General features: G+C 50.7%; 20 protein-coding genes and 1 riboswitch. Of the genes, 13 read left to right on the top strand and 7 right to left on the bottom strand.

Features of this window, described 5'->3' with window-relative positions:
- The first annotated feature begins 84 nt into the window (after positions 1–84).
- The 5 genes from EV294_RS03985 (at position 85) to EV294_RS03965 (ending at position 3675) form a co-directional block, all read left to right on the top strand.
- A complete protein-coding gene (locus EV294_RS03985; protein ID WP_132304020.1) occupies positions 85–978 on the top strand; it encodes a LysR family transcriptional regulator in 894 nt (297 codons plus the stop codon).
- Positions 979–1167: 189 nt separating this feature from the next.
- On the top strand, positions 1168–2088 hold the full coding sequence (gene trhO, locus EV294_RS03980; RefSeq protein ID WP_132304018.1) for an oxygen-dependent tRNA uridine(34) hydroxylase TrhO: 921 nt from the start codon (positions 1168–1170) through the stop codon (positions 2086–2088).
- 6 nt (positions 2089–2094) lie between these two features.
- The gene (locus tag EV294_RS03975) at positions 2095–2349 is read left to right on the top strand and encodes a DUF1450 domain-containing protein (protein ID WP_132304016.1); all 255 of its coding nucleotides are present in this window, start codon (positions 2095–2097) and stop codon (positions 2347–2349) included.
- 4 nt (positions 2350–2353) lie between these two features.
- On the top strand, positions 2354–3238 hold the full coding sequence (gene trhO, locus EV294_RS03970; protein ID WP_132304014.1) for an oxygen-dependent tRNA uridine(34) hydroxylase TrhO: 885 nt from the start codon (positions 2354–2356) through the stop codon (positions 3236–3238).
- A 209-nt stretch (positions 3239–3447) separates the two neighbouring features.
- Entirely contained in the window at positions 3448–3675 is a 228-nt protein-coding gene (locus EV294_RS03965; protein WP_132304012.1) for a hypothetical protein, read from the top strand.
- Between the two features lie 14 nt (positions 3676–3689).
- Here the strand turns inward: EV294_RS03965 and EV294_RS03960 are convergent, their stop codons facing one another.
- The gene (locus EV294_RS03960; RefSeq protein WP_132304010.1) at positions 3690–4211 is read right to left on the bottom strand and encodes a GNAT family N-acetyltransferase; all 522 of its coding nucleotides are present in this window, start codon (positions 4209–4211) and stop codon (positions 3690–3692) included.
- A 147-nt stretch (positions 4212–4358) separates the two neighbouring features.
- On the opposite strand from EV294_RS03960, the gene EV294_RS03955 reads away from it, so the two are divergent.
- Both EV294_RS03955 and EV294_RS03950 read left to right on the top strand, forming a co-directional pair.
- Positions 4359–4733 carry a MerR family transcriptional regulator gene (locus EV294_RS03955; protein WP_132304008.1) on the top strand — a complete coding sequence of 125 codons (375 nt, stop codon included), beginning with the start codon at positions 4359–4361 and terminating at the stop codon, positions 4731–4733.
- Entirely contained in the window at positions 4730–5491 is a 762-nt protein-coding gene (locus EV294_RS03950; protein ID WP_132304006.1) for an SDR family oxidoreductase, read from the top strand. The genes EV294_RS03955 and EV294_RS03950 overlap by 4 nt, the downstream gene beginning before the upstream one ends.
- Positions 5492–5781: 290 nt before the next feature.
- Here the strand turns inward: EV294_RS03950 and EV294_RS03945 are convergent, their stop codons facing one another.
- Both EV294_RS03945 and EV294_RS03940 read right to left on the bottom strand, forming a co-directional pair.
- The gene (locus tag EV294_RS03945; protein WP_132304004.1) at positions 5782–7395 is read right to left on the bottom strand and encodes a response regulator; all 1614 of its coding nucleotides are present in this window, start codon (positions 7393–7395) and stop codon (positions 5782–5784) included.
- Positions 7392–9224 carry a cache domain-containing sensor histidine kinase gene (locus tag EV294_RS03940; protein ID WP_132304002.1) on the bottom strand — a complete coding sequence of 611 codons (1833 nt, stop codon included), beginning with the start codon at positions 9222–9224 and terminating at the stop codon, positions 7392–7394. Before EV294_RS03940 ends, EV294_RS03945 begins: the two co-directional genes overlap by 4 nt.
- 190 nt (positions 9225–9414) lie before the next feature.
- On the opposite strand from EV294_RS03940, the gene EV294_RS03935 reads away from it, so the two are divergent.
- The 4 genes from EV294_RS03935 to EV294_RS03920 all read left to right on the top strand — a co-directional run bounded on the left by EV294_RS03935 (position 9415) and on the right by EV294_RS03920 (position 13713).
- Positions 9415–10242, top strand: a complete 828-nt coding sequence (locus EV294_RS03935) for a carbohydrate ABC transporter permease (RefSeq protein ID WP_481856047.1) — start codon at positions 9415–9417, stop codon at positions 10240–10242.
- Positions 10243–11073, top strand: coding sequence for a carbohydrate ABC transporter permease (locus tag EV294_RS03930; protein WP_132303998.1), 831 nt, complete (start codon positions 10243–10245; stop codon positions 11071–11073).
- A gap of 232 nt (positions 11074–11305) precedes the next feature.
- On the top strand, positions 11306–12628 hold the full coding sequence (locus tag EV294_RS03925) for an ABC transporter substrate-binding protein (RefSeq protein ID WP_132303996.1): 1323 nt from the start codon (positions 11306–11308) through the stop codon (positions 12626–12628).
- A 140-nt stretch (positions 12629–12768) separates the two neighbouring features.
- Positions 12769–13713 (top strand): ribose-phosphate diphosphokinase, encoded by a 945-nt coding sequence (locus EV294_RS03920; protein WP_132303994.1) that lies wholly within the window; start codon positions 12769–12771, stop codon positions 13711–13713.
- 256 nt (positions 13714–13969) lie between these two features.
- Here the strand turns inward: EV294_RS03920 and EV294_RS03915 are convergent, their stop codons facing one another.
- From EV294_RS03915 to EV294_RS03900, 4 genes are all read right to left on the bottom strand, one after another.
- Positions 13970–14536 (bottom strand): NUDIX domain-containing protein, encoded by a 567-nt coding sequence (locus tag EV294_RS03915; RefSeq protein ID WP_132303992.1) that lies wholly within the window; start codon positions 14534–14536, stop codon positions 13970–13972.
- A gap of 249 nt (positions 14537–14785) precedes the next feature.
- The gene (locus EV294_RS03910; protein WP_132303990.1) at positions 14786–15772 is read right to left on the bottom strand and encodes a Gfo/Idh/MocA family protein; all 987 of its coding nucleotides are present in this window, start codon (positions 15770–15772) and stop codon (positions 14786–14788) included.
- A gap of 76 nt (positions 15773–15848) precedes the next feature.
- Positions 15849–16781, bottom strand: coding sequence for a DMT family transporter (locus EV294_RS03905; protein ID WP_132303988.1), 933 nt, complete (start codon positions 16779–16781; stop codon positions 15849–15851).
- A 179-nt stretch (positions 16782–16960) separates the two neighbouring features.
- Positions 16961–17122: riboswitch (FMN riboswitch) on the bottom strand.
- Between the two features lie 91 nt (positions 17123–17213).
- Entirely contained in the window at positions 17214–18275 is a 1062-nt protein-coding gene (locus EV294_RS03900; protein WP_132303986.1) for an LLM class flavin-dependent oxidoreductase, read from the bottom strand.
- 568 nt (positions 18276–18843) lie between these two features.
- On the opposite strand from EV294_RS03900, the gene EV294_RS03895 reads away from it, so the two are divergent.
- Together EV294_RS03895 and EV294_RS03890 are read left to right on the top strand one after the other, a co-directional pair.
- Complete coding sequence (locus tag EV294_RS03895) at positions 18844–19704, top strand: PRD domain-containing protein (RefSeq protein ID WP_207918096.1); 861 nt, start codon at positions 18844–18846, stop codon at positions 19702–19704.
- Positions 19705–19745: 41 nt separating this feature from the next.
- Positions 19746–20231, top strand: a complete 486-nt coding sequence (locus EV294_RS03890; protein WP_132303984.1) for a PTS sugar transporter subunit IIA — start codon at positions 19746–19748, stop codon at positions 20229–20231.
- The last annotated feature ends 15 nt before the right edge of the window (positions 20232–20246 follow it).

The following is a 20246-nucleotide window of genomic DNA, read 5'->3' as shown; positions in this document are numbered from 1 at the left end:
TGACTATCTCGATTAAATTCATTATAATTTCAAATGTGCAATAAATGAAATCATAATTCAATAGCCTTGCGATAGAGAGGGTTTATGTCAAACAGATTAAATAGCTTGGAAAGCTATCGGATATTTTTGTACACGGCAAGAACGGGCAACTTCACGAAAGCTGCCGAGTTTCTTCACGTTACGCAGCCATCGGTCAGCTATGCGATCAAGCAGCTGGAGGATTGCTTTGGCGTGAAGCTGTTTGACCGCGGCTCCAAGGGCGTGAAGCTTACGATGGAAGGGAAAGCGCTGCTGGACTATATCGAGCAATCCTTCCATCTGATCGAGCGCGGCGAGCGCAAGCTGCTGGAGCTTGCCAACTTGCACGGAGGCGATCTGCGCATCGGAGCGAGCGGCCCGATTATCAAGCATATCCTTCTTCCTTATATAGATAAGTTTCATGCGGAGCATCCGAATGTGCGGATCCGCCTCCAGCAAAGCAAGACAAACGAAATCTCCAAGCAGCTGAAGGAAGAAAATATCGACCTTGGCTTCGTCCACCTGCCCTTTGACGATCAGGAATTGGCGATTCAGCCGTTGATGTCCATACAGGACTGTTTCCTTGTTGGCGAGGCATACAAGGAGCTGGCAAGCCAAGCGGTCTCGGTCCGCGAGCTGCTAAAGCTTCCTTTATTATTGCCTACGGCGGGCAGCAGTACCCGGCTTTTTGTCGAGCAATGGCTCGCCGGACACGGTATATATAAGGAACCGGATATTGAGCTGACCAGCACGGAGATGATTATCGAGTTTGCGCAGAGGGGCTATGGGATGGCCTTCCTTACCCGCCGGTTTGCCCAGCAGGAGCTGAATAGCGAAACGTTGTTCGAGGTGACATTGACGGAGGCCTTGCCATCCCGAGCGATCGGCGTCGTTACCCGTAAAGACGCTACTTTGCCGACCAGCTCGTCCGTTTTTCTCAAAGACGTCATGAATCAATGAGGCTATGCAACCGCATTTGGAGGTTCGGTTTATGCCTAATCGAATCCCTTTTTCGAATGCTTGGAAACAAATATTTCTATTGCAGGAAATAGGCGCAATTGTTCAACGGAATGTCCTTGAATCGTTGTTGACTTGCGTGTTTAAGAGTTTTAACATATAGTGATAATCTTATATAATGGAGCGTTAGACATGAGCGAAAACAAACCTTACCGTATTCTTTTGTACTATAAATATGTTCACATCGACAACCCTGCCGAGTTTACCGCGGAGCACCTTCAATTCTGCAAGGACCTTGGCGTTAAAGGCCGCATTCTCATCTCCGAGCAAGGCATCAACGGTACTTGCTCCGGTACGGTTGAACAGACGGATGCCTACATCGCGCATATGCGCCAGAATCCGCTGTTTGCCGATATGGTATACAAGATTGACGAATCCGAGGGTCATGTATTCAAGAAGATCTTCGTCCGTCACAAGAAAGAGCTTGTTACCCTTCGTTACGACAAGAAGCTGGATCCGAACGTCCGCACGGGCAAGCATTTGAAGCCGGTAGAATTCTACGAGCAGCTGCAGCGCGATGACGTTATTATTATCGACGGCCGCAACGATTATGAATACGATATCGGACATTTCCGCGGCGCCATCCGCCCTACGGTTGAGTCGTTCCGCGAATTCCCGGAATGGATTCGCAAGAATCTGCCCGAAGACGCGAAGAACAAAAAGATTCTGACGTATTGCACGGGCGGCATCCGCTGCGAGACGCTGACCGGCGTTCTCCTGGAAGAAGGCTTCTCGGATGTTAACCAGCTGGAAGGCGGCATCGTCACTTACGGAAAAGACGAAACCGTTAAAGGCCGTCTGTGGGACGGTAAATGTTACGTATTCGACGAGCGTATTTCCGTGCCGATCAACCGGACGGAAGAAGATATTATCGTCGGCAAGTGCTACCACTGCGGCAAGCCGGAAGACCGCTATATTAACTGTGCCGACGATCTTTGCCATCGCAAGCATATTTGCTGCCCGGAGTGCGAAGCGGAGCATGAAAGCTACTGCGCGCCGGAATGCAAAGCGAATGACGAAGCACGTAAATTGAAAGTTATTTCTGGTCGGTGATTAGCAATGGGACTAGGACTGGTTGTTGTTGAGGTATGCACCCGCAACGAAATGGCCCTTCTGCCTCTTGAGGAGCTGGAAGAGAAATTTCCGGAAGCGGCGGTCATGCGAACGGATTGCCTCAATATGTGCAATCTGTGCCGCGCAAGACCTTATGCGATGGTGAACGAAACCCGGATTTACGCGGGCACCAAGGAAGAATGCCTCAAACAGGTTGAGGCAGCCGTGCAAGAGGAAATCAAACAGTTTTTTGGAGAATAACCAAATGAGCGAAAATAAACCATACCGAATTTTGCTTTATTATAAATACGTGCATATCGAGAACCCCGAGCAGGCAACGGCCGAGCATCTCCGCTTCTGCAAAGAGCTTGGCGTTAAGGGCCGTATTCTCATCTCCGATCAAGGCATTAACGGTACTTGCTCCGGCACCACCGAGCAGACCGATGCTTACATGGCGTATATGAACGAGCATCCGCTCTTCAAGGATATCACTTACAAGATCGACGAGTCCGAAGGACATGTGTTCAAAAAGCTGTTCGTCCGCCACAAGAACGAGCTTGTCACTCTGCGCTATAAGAAAAAGATGGATCCGAATGTTCTGACAGGCAAACGGCTGTCTCCGAAGGAATTTTACGAGCAGCTTCAGCAGGATGATGTCATTATCATCGACGGACGGAACGATTACGAATACGATATCGGACATTTCCGCGGCGCAATTCGCCCTACGGTTGAATCGTTCCGCGAATTCCCCGAATGGATCCGCAAGAACCTGCCGGAGGATGCAAAGAACAAACCGATCCTCACCTACTGCACCGGCGGGATCCGCTGCGAGACGCTGACCGGCGTTCTGCTGGAGGAAGGCTTTACGGATGTAGCCCAGCTGGAGGGCGGTATCGTTACTTACGGCAAGGACGAAGAAGTAAAGGGCCGTTTATGGGACGGCAAATGCTATGTGTTTGATGACCGGATTTCCGTGCCGATCAACCGGACGGAAGAGGATATCGTTATCGGCAAATGCCATCATTGCGGCAAGCCGGAGGACCGTTACGTCAACTGCGCGAATGTGACCTGCGACAAGCGTCATATCTGCTGCGAGGAATGCGAAGCGGAGCATAATCGTCATTGCTCGGAAGAGTGCAAACCGCATTAATCCATGAGCGCCGCAGGATGATTCCTGAGGCGCTTTTTTTTCGTCTAAAGACCGATTCAACAACCGAATAAGGTATAAAGCTCACTCAATAGCATTGCCGTTAAGGCAACTGTTATAATAGAAAATGGAAAATAATTACTCGCGATGCGGCTGACCATGCTCACAACATCTACATAGGTAATCAAACGGGTACGGCTGAACAATTCTTATTGGCTTCGTTGATTTTTGAAGAGAGTGAAGTACATATTACGCATAAGGACAAAGAGATGGAGGCAGAGGTATCGGCCTTTATCGGTGATCGGCAATGGAGATCGGAAACTAAACAGACGATTACGGTTCACTATCGCTTCGATACGTCCAAGCAACGCTGGGAGGTTAACGGGTTAGATGTGAATAACCCCGTTATTCCAGTCAAGCTGCGCTCGGATCCGGCATAAAAAGGACGGTGACATCATTTGGCTAGCTCTTTGACCATGTAGATCAGCAGCTCATCATCCACAAATACGTCTGTGCCGGGTTGAACCTCGACATTATTGCAGGTCAGCCCGTTGCCGTCCATGACGTATCCCCGTTTGCCATACAACCTTTGGGCATTGCCGTAATCCTTATATAATCCGACGCCAAGCCCGATAGTCCTGAACGTTTCTGATGCTATGCGCTCCAGCTCGCCCAGCAGTTCGCTGGCGATTCCCTTTCTCCTGTACTCCTCAAATACGCTCAAATCATTTACTTCCGGTATCTTCCGCTCGGCAAAATACGGGTATTTGGATTCATAGATCAGATGACAACAACCCGCCACCTCATCTCCGTAAAAGGCTATCAAGGTTATTCGTTTCCCTGCGCGGTTCTCTTCCAAGCATCTGATATAATATTCGCCTTGCCGGTACCACGGAAAATGCGCGGCAAATTCCTTATTCAACAGTTCGGCCTCGTCCAGGCTGGATAGCTGTCTCAGCGAAATCCGATTGATCAATGGATACACCTCCATTCGAAATAAAGCGATATGGAGTATTTTACCACGCAGATAAAAGGCACAATAATTTTATTTTCAATCCGCTTGACTTAAACCAAGGTTTAAGTCGTATGATATTCCCGTCGACAACAAATTGGAGGACTCCAGATGAACTATTATTCCATTGGCGAAGCTGCTGCCAAGTTAGACATACCGGAATCAACGATTCGTTATTATGAGAAAAAAGGGCTGCTGCCGCTGATGGAGCGTGATCATGCGGGCAGAAGGTTGTTTTCGGAAAATCAAATGGCATTGCTTGGAACGGTCATGTGTTTGAAAAACACGAATATGCCTATTCATGATATCAAGCAATATATCGATTGGGTCGTTGAAGGCGCCGGCACGGTTCCTCTTCGGCTTGAGATGCTGAACAGGCATAAGCAGGCTGTGCTGGCGCAAATGGCTTTAATGACCGAATCCCTCGAGGGAATCGAAGTAAAAATACAACGTTACATCAAACAAACGCAGGAGGCGCTAATATGAAACTTTCAGGAAACACGATTCTCATTACGGGCGGAAGCACGGGGATTGGATTGGCATTTGCGGAACGCTTCATGAAAGCCGGAAATACGGTTATTGTAACCGGACGGCGTGAACAAGTCCTTCAGGACGCGCAAGACAAGCTGCCCGGCCTCATAACCAAAGTCAGCGATTTGAGCAATGAAGCCGAGCGGATTGCCCTGTTTGATTGGGTCACGGCAACTTACCCGGACATCAACGTATTGGTGAACAATGCGGGGATTCAGCAGCGGTTCAGCGTGATAAAAGCGGATGCGAAAAACGACTGGGCGTATTTCAACAAAGAAATTTCCACCAACATTGAAGCCCCCCTTCATCTTGCGATCCTGTTTGCTCCGTTTTTTGCGGAAAAAGAGAACGCGGCCATTATCAATGTGACATCGGGCCTAGCCTTTACGCCGTTCGCCATCGCACCGATCTATTCGGCTACAAAGGCAGCTCTCCATTCCTTTACGATAAGCCTGAGACATCAGCTCTCGGAGACTTCCGTAGAGGTCATCGAGGTTGCCCCTCCGGCCGTTAATACCGACTTGGGCGGCACGGGTCTCCATGTCCATGGCGAGCCTCTCGACGCCTTTGCCGACGGTATCTTCCAAGGACTTCGGGAAGGCAAATCCGAGATTGGCTACGGCACCTCCGTCGACCGTCTCCGCATGTCCCGCGACGATATCGACAAGTACTCCGAAAGCATGTATCAAGCCACCAAAAACATGATCGATTAACCAACCGATCCTGCTATCCCACTATAACTAACTAACACAGCAAAGGAGCTGCCGCAATGGCCAGCTCCTTCTTTCTTTTTATTCTTTTTTTGTGATGGCTTTTTCAAATTTCAAAATGGTTGGTAAAACGAAGCTGCTCGAATGATTCTGGAAAAGCGGAGCGTTCGCCTTTGTTCCCTGATTCCCACCGTTACAATATTAGTTCAAGGAATCCGGGAACAACAGCGATTGGAAGAACATTCGACTGCGCAGTTTTACAGTACCATTTGATCATAATTTGACCATGCGCATCACAATTTCCTGTACTGGTTAGGCGACTGCCCCTCAAACTTCTTAAACACCTTGCTGAAATATTTATCGTCGTCATAGCCGACCATTTCGGCGATCTGCGCGATTTTGAGATTCGGATTTTGCAGCAGCAGCTTTGCTTTCTCGACGCGGATGCGGCCCAGGTAATCAAAGACATTCTCGCCCATCTCCTGCTTGAAGCGGCGTGAAATATACTCTCTGCTCAAATAGAATCTTTCGGAAATGTCCTGCAAGGTAACCTCCCGGTTATAATTCTGCTCCATGTATCGGGCGATATCCCGCATAATGCTATGCTCTTTATTGCCGCCTGCCCCGGTTAATGCCGCAAACGCCATCAGCCCGTTCAACAGCTCACGCCTGCAGAGCTCCAGCGATAATCTGCCCTGCTCGTCCAGCAATACGACTAACGGCAGACCGGGAGACGGCTCCGCTCCTGCCTGAATATCCTGCTTGGCCGCAAGCTCCTGCCGCCAGCGGCTCAGCATGGATTCATATTCGAAGCGCCACAGCTCAATCTGCTCTTGGGTGATGACCGGCAGCTGCCGAGCCGCCTCCAGGAAGCCCTCGACGGCCGTTTCGATCTCCTTCTCCTTGCCGCTCCACACCGCAAGACGGAACCGCTCTTCATAAGCGGCAATGCTTAAGGAATGAATACCCGATTTATACCCCTTCTCGCTGTAATGGATATAGCTGTTGTCCTCGAGCAAGTTGCGCTGCTTCAGCGCGGCTCTTGCCTCCTGGTAAGATAACGATAACCCGGCTGGAAAAGCCTGCTTATGCCCCACACCGTAGTGGAATCGGCCATGAATCGAATTCACGATTCCTTCCGTAATAAGCGCCAGCAAGTCCTCCCATTCTGCCAGCCGGTCCCACAGCAGGATAATAATTTCATTCTCGCTGTTCCAATAGCGGAACGCAAAGCCGCCATTTTTCTGCTTTAATATTTCGTTGCACACATTGATCAGGCAAAAAGTGAGCAAATCGCGGTTTCCGTCAAATTTGCGGGAGATTTGAGTCTCCAGCATTCCCGTGCTGAGAATAATAACCCGGCAATCTGTGGCGCAGTCAAGCCGAAACTCCTCCTTCAGCACGGCCGGAACGGCCACTTGCCCGCCGGCCCCGGCTTCGCTGATCATCGTCGAGAACAGCTTATCCCGGTATACGGGCTTAATCTGGTTGATCTCGATGCTGCGCTGCTGATCAAGCCGGCGGGCCCGATCCTCCTGCTCCCAGCTCTGCTTGGCTTTCTGCAAAGCTTCCGTCAGCTGTTCCGGATCAATCGGCTTGAGCAAATAATCTTGTCCGCCGTATTTCATCGAGCTGCGCACCAGGTGGAAATCATCGTAGCCGCTGATAACGATCGTTTTGCTTTTCCGCCCTTGCTCCTTCATCCAGGCCAGCAGCTCTACCCCATCCCGATTGGGCATTCGCATATCGGTAATGACGATTTCCGGCTGCATGCTCCCCAGCATTTCAATGGCGGAATCGCCGTTATCGGCTTCATAAATTTCCTTGATTCCGAGCTGCTCCCAATCAATCAGCAGCTTGACCGCTTCGCGCACATGCTGTTCGTCGTCTACAATGAGTATTTTCATGCTCGTTCCTCCAGCTCTTGCACAGGTATTCGCAAGGTCACGGTAAATCCGCCCGACGGCGAAGAGTCCATGCTCATTTCCGCTTCCTCGTTGTAATAAAGCTTCAGCCTCATCCATACGTTGCTGATGCCGATGCTCTTCTGCTCCTCAAGCAGCGCTCCGGTGGAACGGAATAACAGCTGCCTCAGTTCCCGCAGCTTGTCCGGATCCATCCCGCTTCCGTTATCCTCGATCCGAACGGTCAGCCATTTGCCTTCATCCGTCACTTCCGAGAACAAACGCAATACGCCGTTCCGCCCGGAGGTTTCATAGCCATGCTTGAAGTAGTTCTCGACGAGCGGCTGCAGCAGCATTTTGGGCACCTGCACCGGAAGAGAAGCCGGATCGATATCGTAATGCACGGTCAGCTGTTCATTGAATCTTTGCTGCTGCAGCTCAAGATAGGCCTTCGCGTGATTGAGCTCCGTGGCAAATGGCACGATCGACTCGCTTGTGTTCATATTGTACCGCATCATTTTGGCAATGGAAGTGATAAGCGAATACACCTTAGGAGCTCCGGCATGAAGAGCCAGCGTTCCGATGGACTGCAGGGCATTGTACAGGAAATGCGGATTGATCTGCGCCTGCATGGCCCTTAGCTGATTCGTCTTGTTGGCAATTTCAAGCCGGTATTCGCTGTTGATCAATTCCCGGATCGTCTGGATCATCGTGTTGAAGCGCCTTGCCAATATGCCGATCTCATCCTTCCGGTCCACCGGCACCACGACATTGAAATTCCCGGACTGCACTTGATTGATATGCCCGATCAGCCGCTTGATCGGCTTCGTGAACTGATAGCTGACGAGGAAGCTCGCGATGACGGCAAGCACCATAAAGATCGCGATAACCGACGTATTGATCGTCCGGATCGCCGTTGCGCTTTCGTACAGATACGAGTACGGAAGCTGCTTTACGACAACCCAGTCCATGTAATTGGTACTGAGTGTATCATAAATGACAATGCCGGAAAAAGACTGGTCTTTCCATTTGATCACGCCATTCTCCTGTTGGGAGGCAAGTACCTGGTCCGTCCATTTGAGCTGGGCCTGGTCCTCCTGCCCATTCACCGAGCATACAAAATTGCGGCTGCGATCGATAATATACAGCTGCTCCTCGGCCGACATCGTTAGCTGCCTGCAGATTTGATTCAACTCATCCGACTTGACGTCCATCGACAAATAACCGATCACTTCGTCGCTTGGCGTCCTGATAATCGGCCGACGCAGAGTGAAAACGCTTTCCTCTTTGACGGCATGGCTCCAATCCAGATTGTAATGCTCGCTCGTGTGCGTAGCCTCCACAAACGGCTTCGGGCTTGCACCATGCTCCGTTGGCCATTCCAGCGGCTGATTGATTCCTCTGCGGAAAAATCCGCGGGCCATCAGATACGTCAGCTTGCCATCGCCGATCTGCAGCTGGATTTGATGAATCCCGTTCGTAGACTGATATATGTTCAGCATATGGGAGTAAATCTGCAAATTATTTTTTTCGTCGAACAACGGTACGTTTACGCTTGGCGACTGGCCCCGCTCAATCAAGGCATAGAGCGAATTGGACTTGTTGATGTTCAGGTACACGTCGAGCGAGTTCTCGTTGATCTTGTCCATGTAGCCCAGGATGTTGTTTTTGCCCAGCGCAAGCAGGTTCTGATTCTCGTGAATCGATTGCTGGGTCACCTTATCCTTGATGTAATAATTCGAGATAATCATCGATACGGTAATCGGAATAATCGTGACGGCAAGCAAGAGCGCCATCAGCTTCCGGTTAATGCTTGTTGCGAACGCAAACATGACGTCCTACCCCCAAGGTCAATATATTACACCTAACCCATCATATCTATCGGTGGTTCAAATTTCAATAACTGTTTATAGTCTAGCTATACACCGATGCTGATAGCCGCATTACGAAGGGGGACTCCAATTGAACTTACGAAAAAGATCAAACGAATGGATACAGCAGCTTGTATTTGTCGGACCGGGCATGATCGTCTTCACGATTATCGTGCTTATTCCGTTCCTGCTTGGCTTCTACTTTTCCTTCACGGAGTGGAATGGCCTGGATCTCGACAAAGCGAAATGGATCGGCATGGAAAACGTCCACCGCATCTTTACGAACGACGACAAATTTTGGGCATCCTTTAAATTCACGCTGAAGTTTACCGTCGTTACCGTGGTCGTGACCAATATTCTCGCCCTTATACTAGGACTTCTGCTGACCCGGCCGATGCGGGGACGAAATACGCTCCGCACGATATTCTTCCTGCCGAACATGATTGGCGGCATTCTGCTTGGTTACATCTGGCAATTCATTTTCACCAAAGGCTTCAAAACCATCGGCGAAATGACCGGCTGGCATTTCTTCGAGCTTCCTTGGCTCGGTACGCCGGAGACCGGCTTCTGGGGACTCGTTATCGTCTTCGTCTGGCAGACGACCGGCTACATGATGGTTATTTACATCGCGGCGATCGTCGGCGTGCCGAAGGACTTGATGGAAGCCGCAACGATTGACGGAGCGACCTATTTCCAAACCGTCCGCAAAGTGATCATGCCGCTTGTGATGCCGGCCATTACCGTCTGCTTGTTCCTGACGACATCCGGCGCGTTCAAAATGTTCGACCTGAACCTTTCGCTAACCAAAGGCGGTCCGGGCACTTCCACCCAATCGCTTGCTTATAACATTTATGCCGAGGCGCTTGTCAACAACCGTTACGGGCTTGGCACCGCCAAAGCGATGCTGTTCTTCTTTGCCGTATCCATCATTGCCGTCACGCAAGTGTGGCTGACCAAACGGAAGGAGGTAGAAGCGTAAATGACAGCTTCCCGTTCCCGGCTTTGGGCCGTTGCAGCTGCAGCTATTCTGCTCGCTCTGCTTTTCATAGCTCCTTTTTACTTCGTCCTTGTCAATTCGGTAAAAGCGCTTGGCGAGATTATGGTAGACGCCGCTTCTCTTCCGGACAAGTACCTGTTCTCGAATTACTCGAAGGTATGGGATATTATTAAATTCCCGAAAGCCTTGCTGAACTCGGTCCTGATTACCGGTATCAGCGTAACCGGCATTGTGATCATCAGCGCCATGACGGGCTACCGGCTTGTACGCAAGCCAACCGTGTTCAACAAAATCCTGTTCACGGCGTTTATCTCGGCCATGATCATTCCGTTCCAGTCGGTCATGCTGCAGCTGGTACGCGTAACAAGCTTCCTGGAGCTCCGGGCCAACATGTTCGGGATTGTCATCTGTTATCTCGGCTTTGGCTTATCGCTTTCGGTCTTCCTGTTCCACGGCTTTATCAAAAGCGTCCCGCTTGAGATTGAAGAAGCGGCTGTCGTTGACGGATGCTCGCCATACGGCGTATTTTGGCGGATCGTGTTCCCGCTGCTGCGTCCGATTATGGTAACTGTCATCATTCTGAACGGCCTTTGGATCTGGAACGACTACCTGCTGCCGGTGCTGATTATCGGTTCGAATAAAGATCTGACGACCATCCCGCTTGCGATTACCCGCTTCTTTGGGCAATATACGAAGCAATGGGATCTGGCTCTCGCCGGTTTGACCATGGGCATTACGCCTATCATTATCATGTTCCTTATGCTGCAAAAGCATATTATCGAGGGGATCTCTTCGGGATCTCTCAAAGGGTGAGAAAACCTCTATCGAGGCTTCTCTAAGATGAACGACCGCGTTTAGAGGTAGGTTTTATCGCCAAATAGAATTTATGTTTCGAGTTCTCCGAAACGTATAAATTCTATTTTGGTAATATCAATATTTTGCACTTTTCATGACAAAAACGTCTGTGTTTCTTGGCTTTAAGCTTCCATATAATCAAACTTGTAAAGAGAAACAACCTTTTGACAAAAACGGGGAGGTTAACAAAATGAAAAGGCTTTCTATTTTTCTCGCCGCGGCGATCCTGACTTTGACAGCAGCCGGCTGTGGCAACAACGGCAACAACGGCAACAACGGCAATAATTCGGGCTCCGAAGCAAGCAATAAGCCTGCCGAATCCGCCAATGCGACAACGGAGGCTTCCACGGCTCCAAAGAAAGACGTAAAAATCAAAGTATTCCAGTTCAAAGTGGAAATTGCCGACGCGCTTAACCGCATGGCTGAAGAATATGAGAAAGAGACCGGCGTTAAAGTCGAAGTCGAAACGCATGGCGGCGGCGAAGACTACAATGCCCTGCTCAAGGCTGAAATCGCTTCCGGCTCCGAGCCGGAGATCTTTAACTCCGAAGGCTACGCGGCGCTTGAAGCTTACTATGACCGCGCGACGGACTTGTCCGGCGAGCCATGGGCGAAAGACGTTATTCCGGCAGCGGCCGGTCCTGCCCAAGTGGACGGCAAGCTGCTCGGCATGCCGATGAACATCGAAGGCTACGGCATTTTCTACAACAAGGATTTGTTCGAGAAAGCCGGCATCACTACTCTTCCCAAGACGTTGACCGAGCTTGAAGATACAGCGAAAAAGCTGCAAGCGGCCGGCATCACGCCATTCTCGACAACAAACGAATGGTGGTCGATCGGTCACCACACGATCAACGTTGGTCTCGCCGAGCAGCCGGATCCAATCGCCTTCATTAACGGGACAAAAGACGGCAGCGCAAACTTCAAAGACAACGATGTCTTCAAGAAATGGATTAATTACGTTGACGTGGTCTTCAAATACAGCCAAAAAGACAAGCTGACAACGGACTATGCGACGCAAGTGGCTAACTTCGCATCCGGCAAGGCAGCGATGATTCAACAAGGTAACTGGATCCAAGGCGACGTGGACAAAGTAGCGAAGCTGAACGTCGGCCTGCTCCCTATTCCGATTGACGACAGCGGCAACGCGCATATCTACACGGGTCCTGCTAACTTCTGGATCGTAAACAGCAAATCCAAAAACGCCGAAGAAGCGAAAAAGTTCCTGAACTGGATGGTTACTTCGGACACGGGCAAATCGTACCTGACAAAAGAATTCAAATTTATCCCTGCTCTGACCTCCATCAAGCCTACGGCGGATGAAATCGGTCAAATGGGCGTTGCCGTATCCGAGCAAGCAGCAACGGCCGGCGGCTGGCATTGGGGCCGTTACCCGGACGGCGTACCGCAAGGCTGGGGCGCTGCCATGCAGGAGTACCAAGGCGGATCGATTGACAAGGACCAGCTCCTCGACAAGCTGGAAAAAGCAATCCAGGATATCGTAGCGAAATAAACGGCAAACCGTGGTCTTGAGAGGTCCAAAGCGGACTTTTCAAGACCGCTTTTCTTTTTTGGGCCTATCGCAATTTTGAATTTGCCTCGGGAAAAGCTATAATGGGACTATCTGTACAATGAACGTAAGGAGACAAGCGGATGCAAAATGTAAAAATCTTTTCCGGCTCCTCGAACCGCCCGCTGGCGGAAGAGCTATGCCGAAAACTTGACGTTCCTCTAGGAGACATTGAGATCTCCAGGCTGGCAAGCGGAGAAATCAGCCTTCGTTACATAGAGTCGATTCGCTCGGCCCATGTTTATATCGTTCAATCCCTGTCTCATCCGGTGAATGAGCATCTCGTTGAACTTATGATTATGATTGATGCGGCCAAACGGGCTTCCGCAAAAACCATCAATATCATTATGCCTTATTACGGTTATGCCCGTCAGGAACGGAAATCCGCTCCGCGCGAGCCGATTTCCGCCAAGCTGGTTGCCGATGTCCTGACAACCGTTGGCGCCGACCGTCTCATTACGGTTGACCTGCATGCCGATCCGATCCAGGGCTTCTTTGAAATTCCGGTCGATCATATTACCGCCCTTGATCTGATCACGGATTATTTGAAGAGCAAAAACATCAAAAACCCCGTCGTTGTCTCGCCGGATGCCGGACGCGCAACAACGGCGGAGAAGCTGGCCAACTACATGGATTGTCCGTTCGCGATTATGATCAAGAACCGTCCAGCCCACAACACGTCGAAAATTACGCATATTATCGGGGAAGTCGAAGGCATGACGCCGATTATCATCGAGGACTTGATCGATACGGGCGGCACTATTATCAAGGTTGTGGAAGCCTTGAACAAGCGCGGCGCCAACGACGCCTTTATTTGCGCCACGCACGGCCTGTTCTCGGAAAATGCGCTCGAGAAGCTGACGCATCCTTTCATTAAAGAGGTCGTTATTACGGATACGATCGCGATTGACCCGAACCATTCGGACAAGTTTATCGTTCTGCCGATGGCGGATCTGCTGGCGAATGCTTTGCGGATCATTAATAATGGCGGATCGATAAACCGGTTGTTTAAGACGAAGCAGATGTGATTTAGTAGGAGCATGCTACAGGAAAACATCTTCTTCCGGTTGCTGTTGGTCTCGTGGGATTCCGAATGAAATTTATTAAGGTATTCCCACGAGACCAAAGGCAAGCGCTGCGCTCCTCCAGAAGATATGTCCCTTCCGCACTACTAAAATCACAAATGCTTCTTCTCACACCTGTTTATCGGGTGTGGGGATGGGAAGTGGGAATAAAGCAAGAGCCCCGGAAATTAATCCGGGGCTTTTTGTTGCCTGAACCGGCTTACTTGGCACGGTAGAGGCCGTATTTCTTAAGGCTTTCGCGGATGGGTTTGGTGTCCTCGGTCAAGCCGCCCCCGCTGCCGTTCAGAGCGAGAGCCACCTGCCAGGCGGTCAAGTCGGCGACGTTCATGGTCTCCATTTCCTCGAGGCTGAAGAAACCTGCGCCGTCTACTTCCACGCCGTCCGGGCGAGGTTCCCCGTCTATGTACTCCATCTCGAAGGTAATGTAGACGTCATGCACCGAATGCGGCCGGTCGCGTATGCCGATAATTTTGGACACGATCGCGCGGACGCCCGTTTCTTCCCATACCTCGCGGGCAACCGAGCCTCTAATCTGCTCGAACTGTTCAATATAACCGCCCGGCGTTGTCCAATAGCCTTTCCCCGGCTCGTGGGCGCGGCGAACCAGAAGCACCTTGTTCTCTTTAACGACGCATGCTCCTACTCCGATGCTGTAGTTTCCCCAATGAACGAAGCTGCAGCTTGGGCAAGCCTTGCGGTCCTCCCCGCCAATCTCTCTAACTTCCAGCTTATCTCCGCAAGCCATACAAAAATTAATATTTTCCATCTGGATTTTCCCCCTCCGGCTTAATGGCAAACAATATAGAACTCATTATACCTTAGCGCAATGGACAATAGCCCTTATTTTTTATGTGAAACTAATGTACTTTTCAGCTTTGTTTAATCTTGGGAGAACATAATGACCATACTCCCTATTTGATATAGCTTGTCTCTTGGGCCCGTATCCCGAATGCGGGCCGCTTTTTTTTATTCTAAAACAAAAAGGACCGGTTTACAGAACCAGTCCTTTTATTTATTATTCGAATGGATAACGCAGTCCCCATTGACCGCGGATTTCGTCCATTGTCCGCATCAGCTGCAGGGTTTCGTCCAAAGGTACAACCTCGCTCTCAACCTTGCCTTCACGAAGATATTGTCCGGCTGCTTCGGCCTCGTATACATAACCAAGCGTCGTGCGATCATCCGAGAACGTTTCTTCCGTACCGTCCGCGGCAACAAGCGTTGCGGATTTGGCATTAAAGAAGGAAGGAATTTTAATGGAGCCCTCCGTCCCCATTATGTAAGCATCGCTGCCCGAGCTGAGACGGATCGCCGAGCTCAGCATGGCGGTTCCGCCGCCTTCATAGGATAGCAGAATGCTGTTTTCCTCGTCTACGCCAGTCTCGCCGAGATGAGCGGTGCTTAGAATCTGCTTCGGCTTTGCGCCAAATAACATGGAAGCGAAGGATAGCGGGTAAATGCCGACATCCAGCAGCGCGCCGCCAGCCAGGGCCGGATTAAACAAGCGTCCTTCCGGATTAACGCCTGTACGGAAGCCAAAGTCCGCCTTCAGCAGCCGGACCTCGCCGATACGTCCCTCGGCGATCCATTCACGGACCTTGCGGATGACCGGCAGAAACCGCGTCCACATCGCTTCCATCAAGAAAATGCGGTTATCTCTTGCGTATTGCACGACTTCCTCTGCTTCTTTTACATTGACCGTAAACGGCTTCTCGCATAATACCGCTTTGCCTGCGCGCAGACATTGCAGAACATGCTCCTTATGGGACGGATGAGGAGTCGCGACATAAATAATGTCGATCTCGGCGTCGTTCACCAGCTCCTCATAGCTTCCGTACGCGCGTTTGCCGCCGAATTTGCCGGCGAACTCTTCCGCTTTCGCCAGCGAGCGGGAGCCTACCGCGCGAAGCTCCGCATCCCGGGCAAAAGCCAAATCGCGTGCGAATTGGGAGGCAATCCAGCCGGCGCCAAGAATGCCCCATTTGATCGTTCTATTCTCCATTGTTTCCTACACCTCCAACCGCAGTATATCAGCAATCGCCCAGATGTGAAAGCGGTTAAAGGAGAAATATCCACGCTTAATTCTGCTGCCTGGAAATGAAAAATAACGTAAACCAGATAAACACAAAGCCTGCGATCTGGGCGCTAGTGATCACTTGGCCGAATACCGTCCAATTCAGGAGAACGCCTACCATCGGGAAGCTTAGCTCGGCGATTGTCGCGTAAGAGACCTTGATCTTGCTTAGACCTTTATAGTAGACAAGCAGGCTGACCAACCCCGGAAGCAAGGCCTGAAGAAGCAGATTAACGATAACGGCTACCAGGTCCGTCCCTTCCGCCAGCTTCCATGCCGCTCCTTCCGACCAGGTAATTACAAGCAGCAGCGGCAAAGCCAGCATAAATCGCAGGGATGTAACCGTCTCGTACTTCATGCTCCCGAGCAGATAACGTCCCATAACCGTCGATCCGCCCCATAGAGCAGCCGCTCCCAGCGACAACAGGCTGCCAACCTGGACAAATTCATTGACATGGCCAAAAGGAAGCGTAAAGCCAAACGTCAGCAAATAGGTTCCGACAATGGCAAGAACGAGTAAAGGTCCGATTTTTTTGGGCAGAAGCTCCTTCAATAAGATTCTTGCCATTACAATGGCGAAGAGCGGCTGCAGCTTCTGCAGCAGCAGAACCGCATTGGGATTGCCGTGAACCAGACCTTGCGTGAAAAGAATCGTGGCAAGCGCCGAGCCGCCCCACGAGACAAACAGCAATGCGCCAAGCTGGCGGAGACGAACGCCGCGTAGATCCGCACGGAACTTCCATAACACGGGAGCTGCGGCAATGAACAAAATGATATGCTCCAGCAGCACGATCTGGGTAGAGGTTAAGGTTTTCAGCAAGATAATGCGGAATACCGGATCCACGCCCCATAGCGCTGCTCCAAGGACAACCAGCCAGAACTCCGGCCGAACGGGAGATTTGGTGCGGATAAGTGGTGATGCGGTAACATTGCTCATAATAAGTACCCTTTCTGAATACAGGACGGAGCAAGCGTTACGGCTGCGCCTTCAGCCGGAAGGTCAGCAGTCGGTTTCGCTCAAATAAAAAGCCCCAATCCGCTTGGTTAGACGCGAATCGGGGCCAACTCAAATAAACATGCATATCGGCGGTTTTCCGCCTTCTGCAGGCTTACTTCAGCGATCTTCTATCATCCGGACTATACCGTCGGCCTTGGAGTCGCACCAAGTCAGTCCCCTTGCTGTTTGTCAGCTCAGGGAGTCGCGGGCTTTGTTATCCTGCCAGGCAGGGATTAACGATTACCGCCGGTCAGGAGTTTCACCCTGCCCCGAAGATCCTTATTCCATTAAATTTTTAAAATGATTGGATTGAGTATAACGCTGTTTTTCCGAGTTGTCTAGTGTGAATAGTCAACTTTTAACAATCTTGAGTTAGACCTTTACTTGCAGGGCTTCCCGGACAATCGGCGCAACTTCCTTAGCAAGCAATCGGATGGATGACTCCACCTGTGCGGCAGGCATGCCTCCAATGTCCATCTGGGCCATAAAGCGGGAATGGCCAAACAGCCTGTGCTGTTCGATAATCTTCCGCGCGATCAGCTCCGGACTTCCAATCGCAAGCGAACCCGCAAGCTTCTCGAAATCCCCCCGCGAGAGCGGAGTTCCGTTCTCCTTGCCGCCCATGAACTGGGAATAGTATGCCGAATAGCCGGCATAAAATTCGTCCAGCGCCTGCTCGGTTGTCTTTGCAACATAGCAGTGGCCGGTAATCGCTACCCTCAGCTCTTCACTCCGATAGCCTTCTGCGATGCCCGCTGCCTTGTAACAATCTACAAGATGCTTGTATTTCGACGGTTCTCCGCCAAGCAGCGCTAGTGCCATGCCCGCCCCATGCCGACCGGCCAGAGACGCGCTTTCCGCCGTGCTGCCTACGCCAACCCAGACCGGGATCGCAGACTGCGCCGGACGCGGTGCGATTTCAGCATTCTCCAAAGGACTGCGAAGACGGCCGCTCCATGTAATCCGTTCCGATAAATTGAGCTGCCTCATTAATTCAAGCTTCTCAGCGAACAATTCTTTATAGTCATCCAGCTCAAAGCCGAAGAGCGGGAAAGATTCGATATATGCGCCGCGGCCGGCGATAATCTCCGCACGCCCGTCCGAGATGAGATCAAGCGTCGCAAAGTCTTCGAATACCCGTACCGGGTCCGCGGTCCCTAGTACCGTAGTTGCGCTTGTAAGACGAATGCGCGAGGTCGCCTGCGCGATTGCGGCAAGCAAAACCGGCGGCGAGGATAAAGCAAAGTCCAGACGGTGATGCTCGCCTACTCCGAATACGTCAATGCCCGCCTCATCCGCAACTTTGGCTGCCCGGATAATTTCCTTCATTCGTTCTCCCGCGTTTTTGAGCCCGCCCGTACGGGGATCCACCGCAAGATCGCCTAATGTGTAAATGCCGAATTCAAAATGACCGTCATACCCTGATGAACCCATCCATATGTCCTCCTCAGCAATGCCACCGTGCTTCGATAGTCTAATGATTGACATTGCTTCCATTCCTATTCATGTACGTAAAGTAAGTAATATACGTATAGTAAGTGAAGTATCTAGTAAGTAATTGTGCCTAATTATATAGCAAACGTCAAGCTTGCCTGCAAAAAAAGACCCTTCATTTATGACAGGGCAGCAGCATCTGCCGTTAAGCTTGGTTCGAATACCATTTTACGGTTCCGACTCCTCAGCGCCAAATCTGATGTTCGTCACCCTCTCAAACTTAGAGGATACGTTATCTATTATTATATGAAAGCCAGCTGCGAGGGTTCTTCCAGGGTAGGTCTCAAGAATCACCGCGAAAAATTAAAGGGATGAATAATTTTCAATTGACGTAAACGTTTGCATGATTTATAGTGATAACGAGCCAAATATATAACAAGCCTTTTGGCATGTTACTAGTTCGACTAGGCATGAGCCAAGGAGAGTATCCGCCCGAATGACGGCGGTGTCTTTTCTTGGTTTTTTTGTGCTCAAAATGGGGAATTTACTACTGAGAGGAGGGATTGACGTGGGACTCACGGGACAACTTCGGATCGATCGGATCGTTGGCAACAATGTCATCCTAACGATGGAGCCGAACTCATCGAGGGAATACGTGCTGTTTGGCAAGGGCATTGGCTTCTCATGCAAAGGCCGGAAGTTTATCGATGCCGAAGACCCGCGAATCGAGAAGCGGTACCGGCTGGACGACCGGGATAAAGCGCTGCATTACCATTCTCTGCTTGAGGAATTGGACCCGGAGGTGGTGCAAATCTCCGAGCAGATCATTGATGAGATTCGGGAACGGCTGGGAACGCCCGTCGATCCGAAAGTGTATTTCGCCTTACCGAGCCATATTCAGTTTGTCGTCTACCGGTTAAGAAACGGCATGGAAATCGTCAATCCTTTCCTGTACGAAACGAAGATGTGTTATCCCCAAGAGTTCAAAATCGCCGCCAAGGCAGCCAAGATGATCAGCGAGAAATTCGACGTCATTATCCCTGAAGATGAAATCGGCTTTCTTACGTATCACGTGTATTCGGCAGCAGGGTCCGTTACCGCGGGACAAATGGTTCAGCTGACGGAGCTGATGAACGAGATCGTAGAGCGGATCGAGGGCTGGCGGGAAGCGCCATTGTCCAAGAAGAGCTCGGATTATGCCCGGCTGATTATGCATTTGCGTTATATGATGGAACGAATTTTGCAGAATAAGGAATCTGAAAATCCGTTCTCCGCAGAAATTAAACACAAAATACCTGCCGAGCATCAGAAGGCGGAATTAATCGCGCAGATGATTGGAGAAAGACTAAACGTCAAGGTCTCCTCCGACGAGATTGGTTACCTCGCCATGCATTTGTACCGGTTGTTCCGTTCGGAGAATGCAGAATGAACATAGACAGACAACAACATGGATAGCAAGGAGTAGATCATATGAAATGGTTTGGCAAAAAATCGAATTCCGTTAGCGTAGCCGCACCGATTAGCGGCAAGCTTGTTCCGCTCAGCGAAGTACCCGACGAAGCGTTCGCGCAAGGCTTAATGGGCGAAGGCGCTGCAATCGAGCCGACGGAAGGACGCGTCATCGCGCCGTTTGACGGCGTTGTGAGCCATTTAATCGACACGCATCATGCCTTGATCATCGAGCATTCGTCCGGACTGCAGCTGCTTATTCACGTTGGCATCAATACCGTTGCCTTAAACGGCGACGGCTTCAAAGCCCTTGTAAAGACAGGCGATTCCTTCAAGGCTGGTCAAACCCTTCTCGAATGCGATCTGGACAAAATCCGCGATGCGGGTTATCCGGTAGTCACGCCGATCATCGTTGCGAACGAAGACGGCGCGGAGAAAGTGGAATGCACCTTCAAAACCGTAACTGCCGGAGATCCGGATACGATTAAGGTTGTTCTGAAAACCTAAACTATGGACATGGAG

The sequence above is a fragment of the Paenibacillus sp. BK033 genome (genome assembly GCF_004345425.1).
GTDB lineage: Bacteria > Bacillota > Bacilli > Paenibacillales > Paenibacillaceae > Pristimantibacillus.
This window is presented reverse-complemented; position numbering and strand designations above follow the sequence as displayed.

Bases quoted from the DNA above. Each gene is read 5' to 3' on its own strand.
- EV294_RS03985 (WP_132304020.1), top strand. From the start codon at position 85: ATGTCAAACAGATTAAATAGCTTGGAAAGCTATCGGATATTTTTGTAC.
- trhO (WP_132304018.1), top strand. From the start codon at position 1,168: ATGAGCGAAAACAAACCTTACCGTATTCTTTTGTACTATAAATATGTT.
- EV294_RS03975 (WP_132304016.1), top strand. From the start codon at position 2,095: ATGGGACTAGGACTGGTTGTTGTTGAGGTATGCACCCGCAACGAAATG.
- trhO (WP_132304014.1), top strand. From the start codon at position 2,354: ATGAGCGAAAATAAACCATACCGAATTTTGCTTTATTATAAATACGTG.
- EV294_RS03955 (WP_132304008.1), top strand. From the start codon at position 4,359: ATGAACTATTATTCCATTGGCGAAGCTGCTGCCAAGTTAGACATACCG.
- EV294_RS03950 (WP_132304006.1), top strand. From the start codon at position 4,730: ATGAAACTTTCAGGAAACACGATTCTCATTACGGGCGGAAGCACGGGG.
- EV294_RS03945 (WP_132304004.1), bottom strand. From the start codon at position 7,395: ATGAAAATACTCATTGTAGACGACGAACAGCATGTGCGCGAAGCGGTC.
- EV294_RS03940 (WP_132304002.1), bottom strand. From the start codon at position 9,224: ATGTTTGCGTTCGCAACAAGCATTAACCGGAAGCTGATGGCGCTCTTG.
- EV294_RS03935 (WP_481856047.1), top strand. From the start codon at position 9,415: ATGATCGTCTTCACGATTATCGTGCTTATTCCGTTCCTGCTTGGCTTC.
- EV294_RS03930 (WP_132303998.1), top strand. From the start codon at position 10,243: ATGACAGCTTCCCGTTCCCGGCTTTGGGCCGTTGCAGCTGCAGCTATT.
- EV294_RS03925 (WP_132303996.1), top strand. From the start codon at position 11,306: ATGAAAAGGCTTTCTATTTTTCTCGCCGCGGCGATCCTGACTTTGACA.
- EV294_RS03920 (WP_132303994.1), top strand. From the start codon at position 12,769: ATGCAAAATGTAAAAATCTTTTCCGGCTCCTCGAACCGCCCGCTGGCG.
- EV294_RS03915 (WP_132303992.1), bottom strand. From the start codon at position 14,536: ATGGAAAATATTAATTTTTGTATGGCTTGCGGAGATAAGCTGGAAGTT.
- EV294_RS03910 (WP_132303990.1), bottom strand. From the start codon at position 15,772: ATGGAGAATAGAACGATCAAATGGGGCATTCTTGGCGCCGGCTGGATT.
- EV294_RS03905 (WP_132303988.1), bottom strand. From the start codon at position 16,781: ATGAGCAATGTTACCGCATCACCACTTATCCGCACCAAATCTCCCGTT.
- EV294_RS03900 (WP_132303986.1), bottom strand. From the start codon at position 18,275: ATGGGTTCATCAGGGTATGACGGTCATTTTGAATTCGGCATTTACACA.
- EV294_RS03890 (WP_132303984.1), top strand. From the start codon at position 19,746: ATGAAATGGTTTGGCAAAAAATCGAATTCCGTTAGCGTAGCCGCACCG.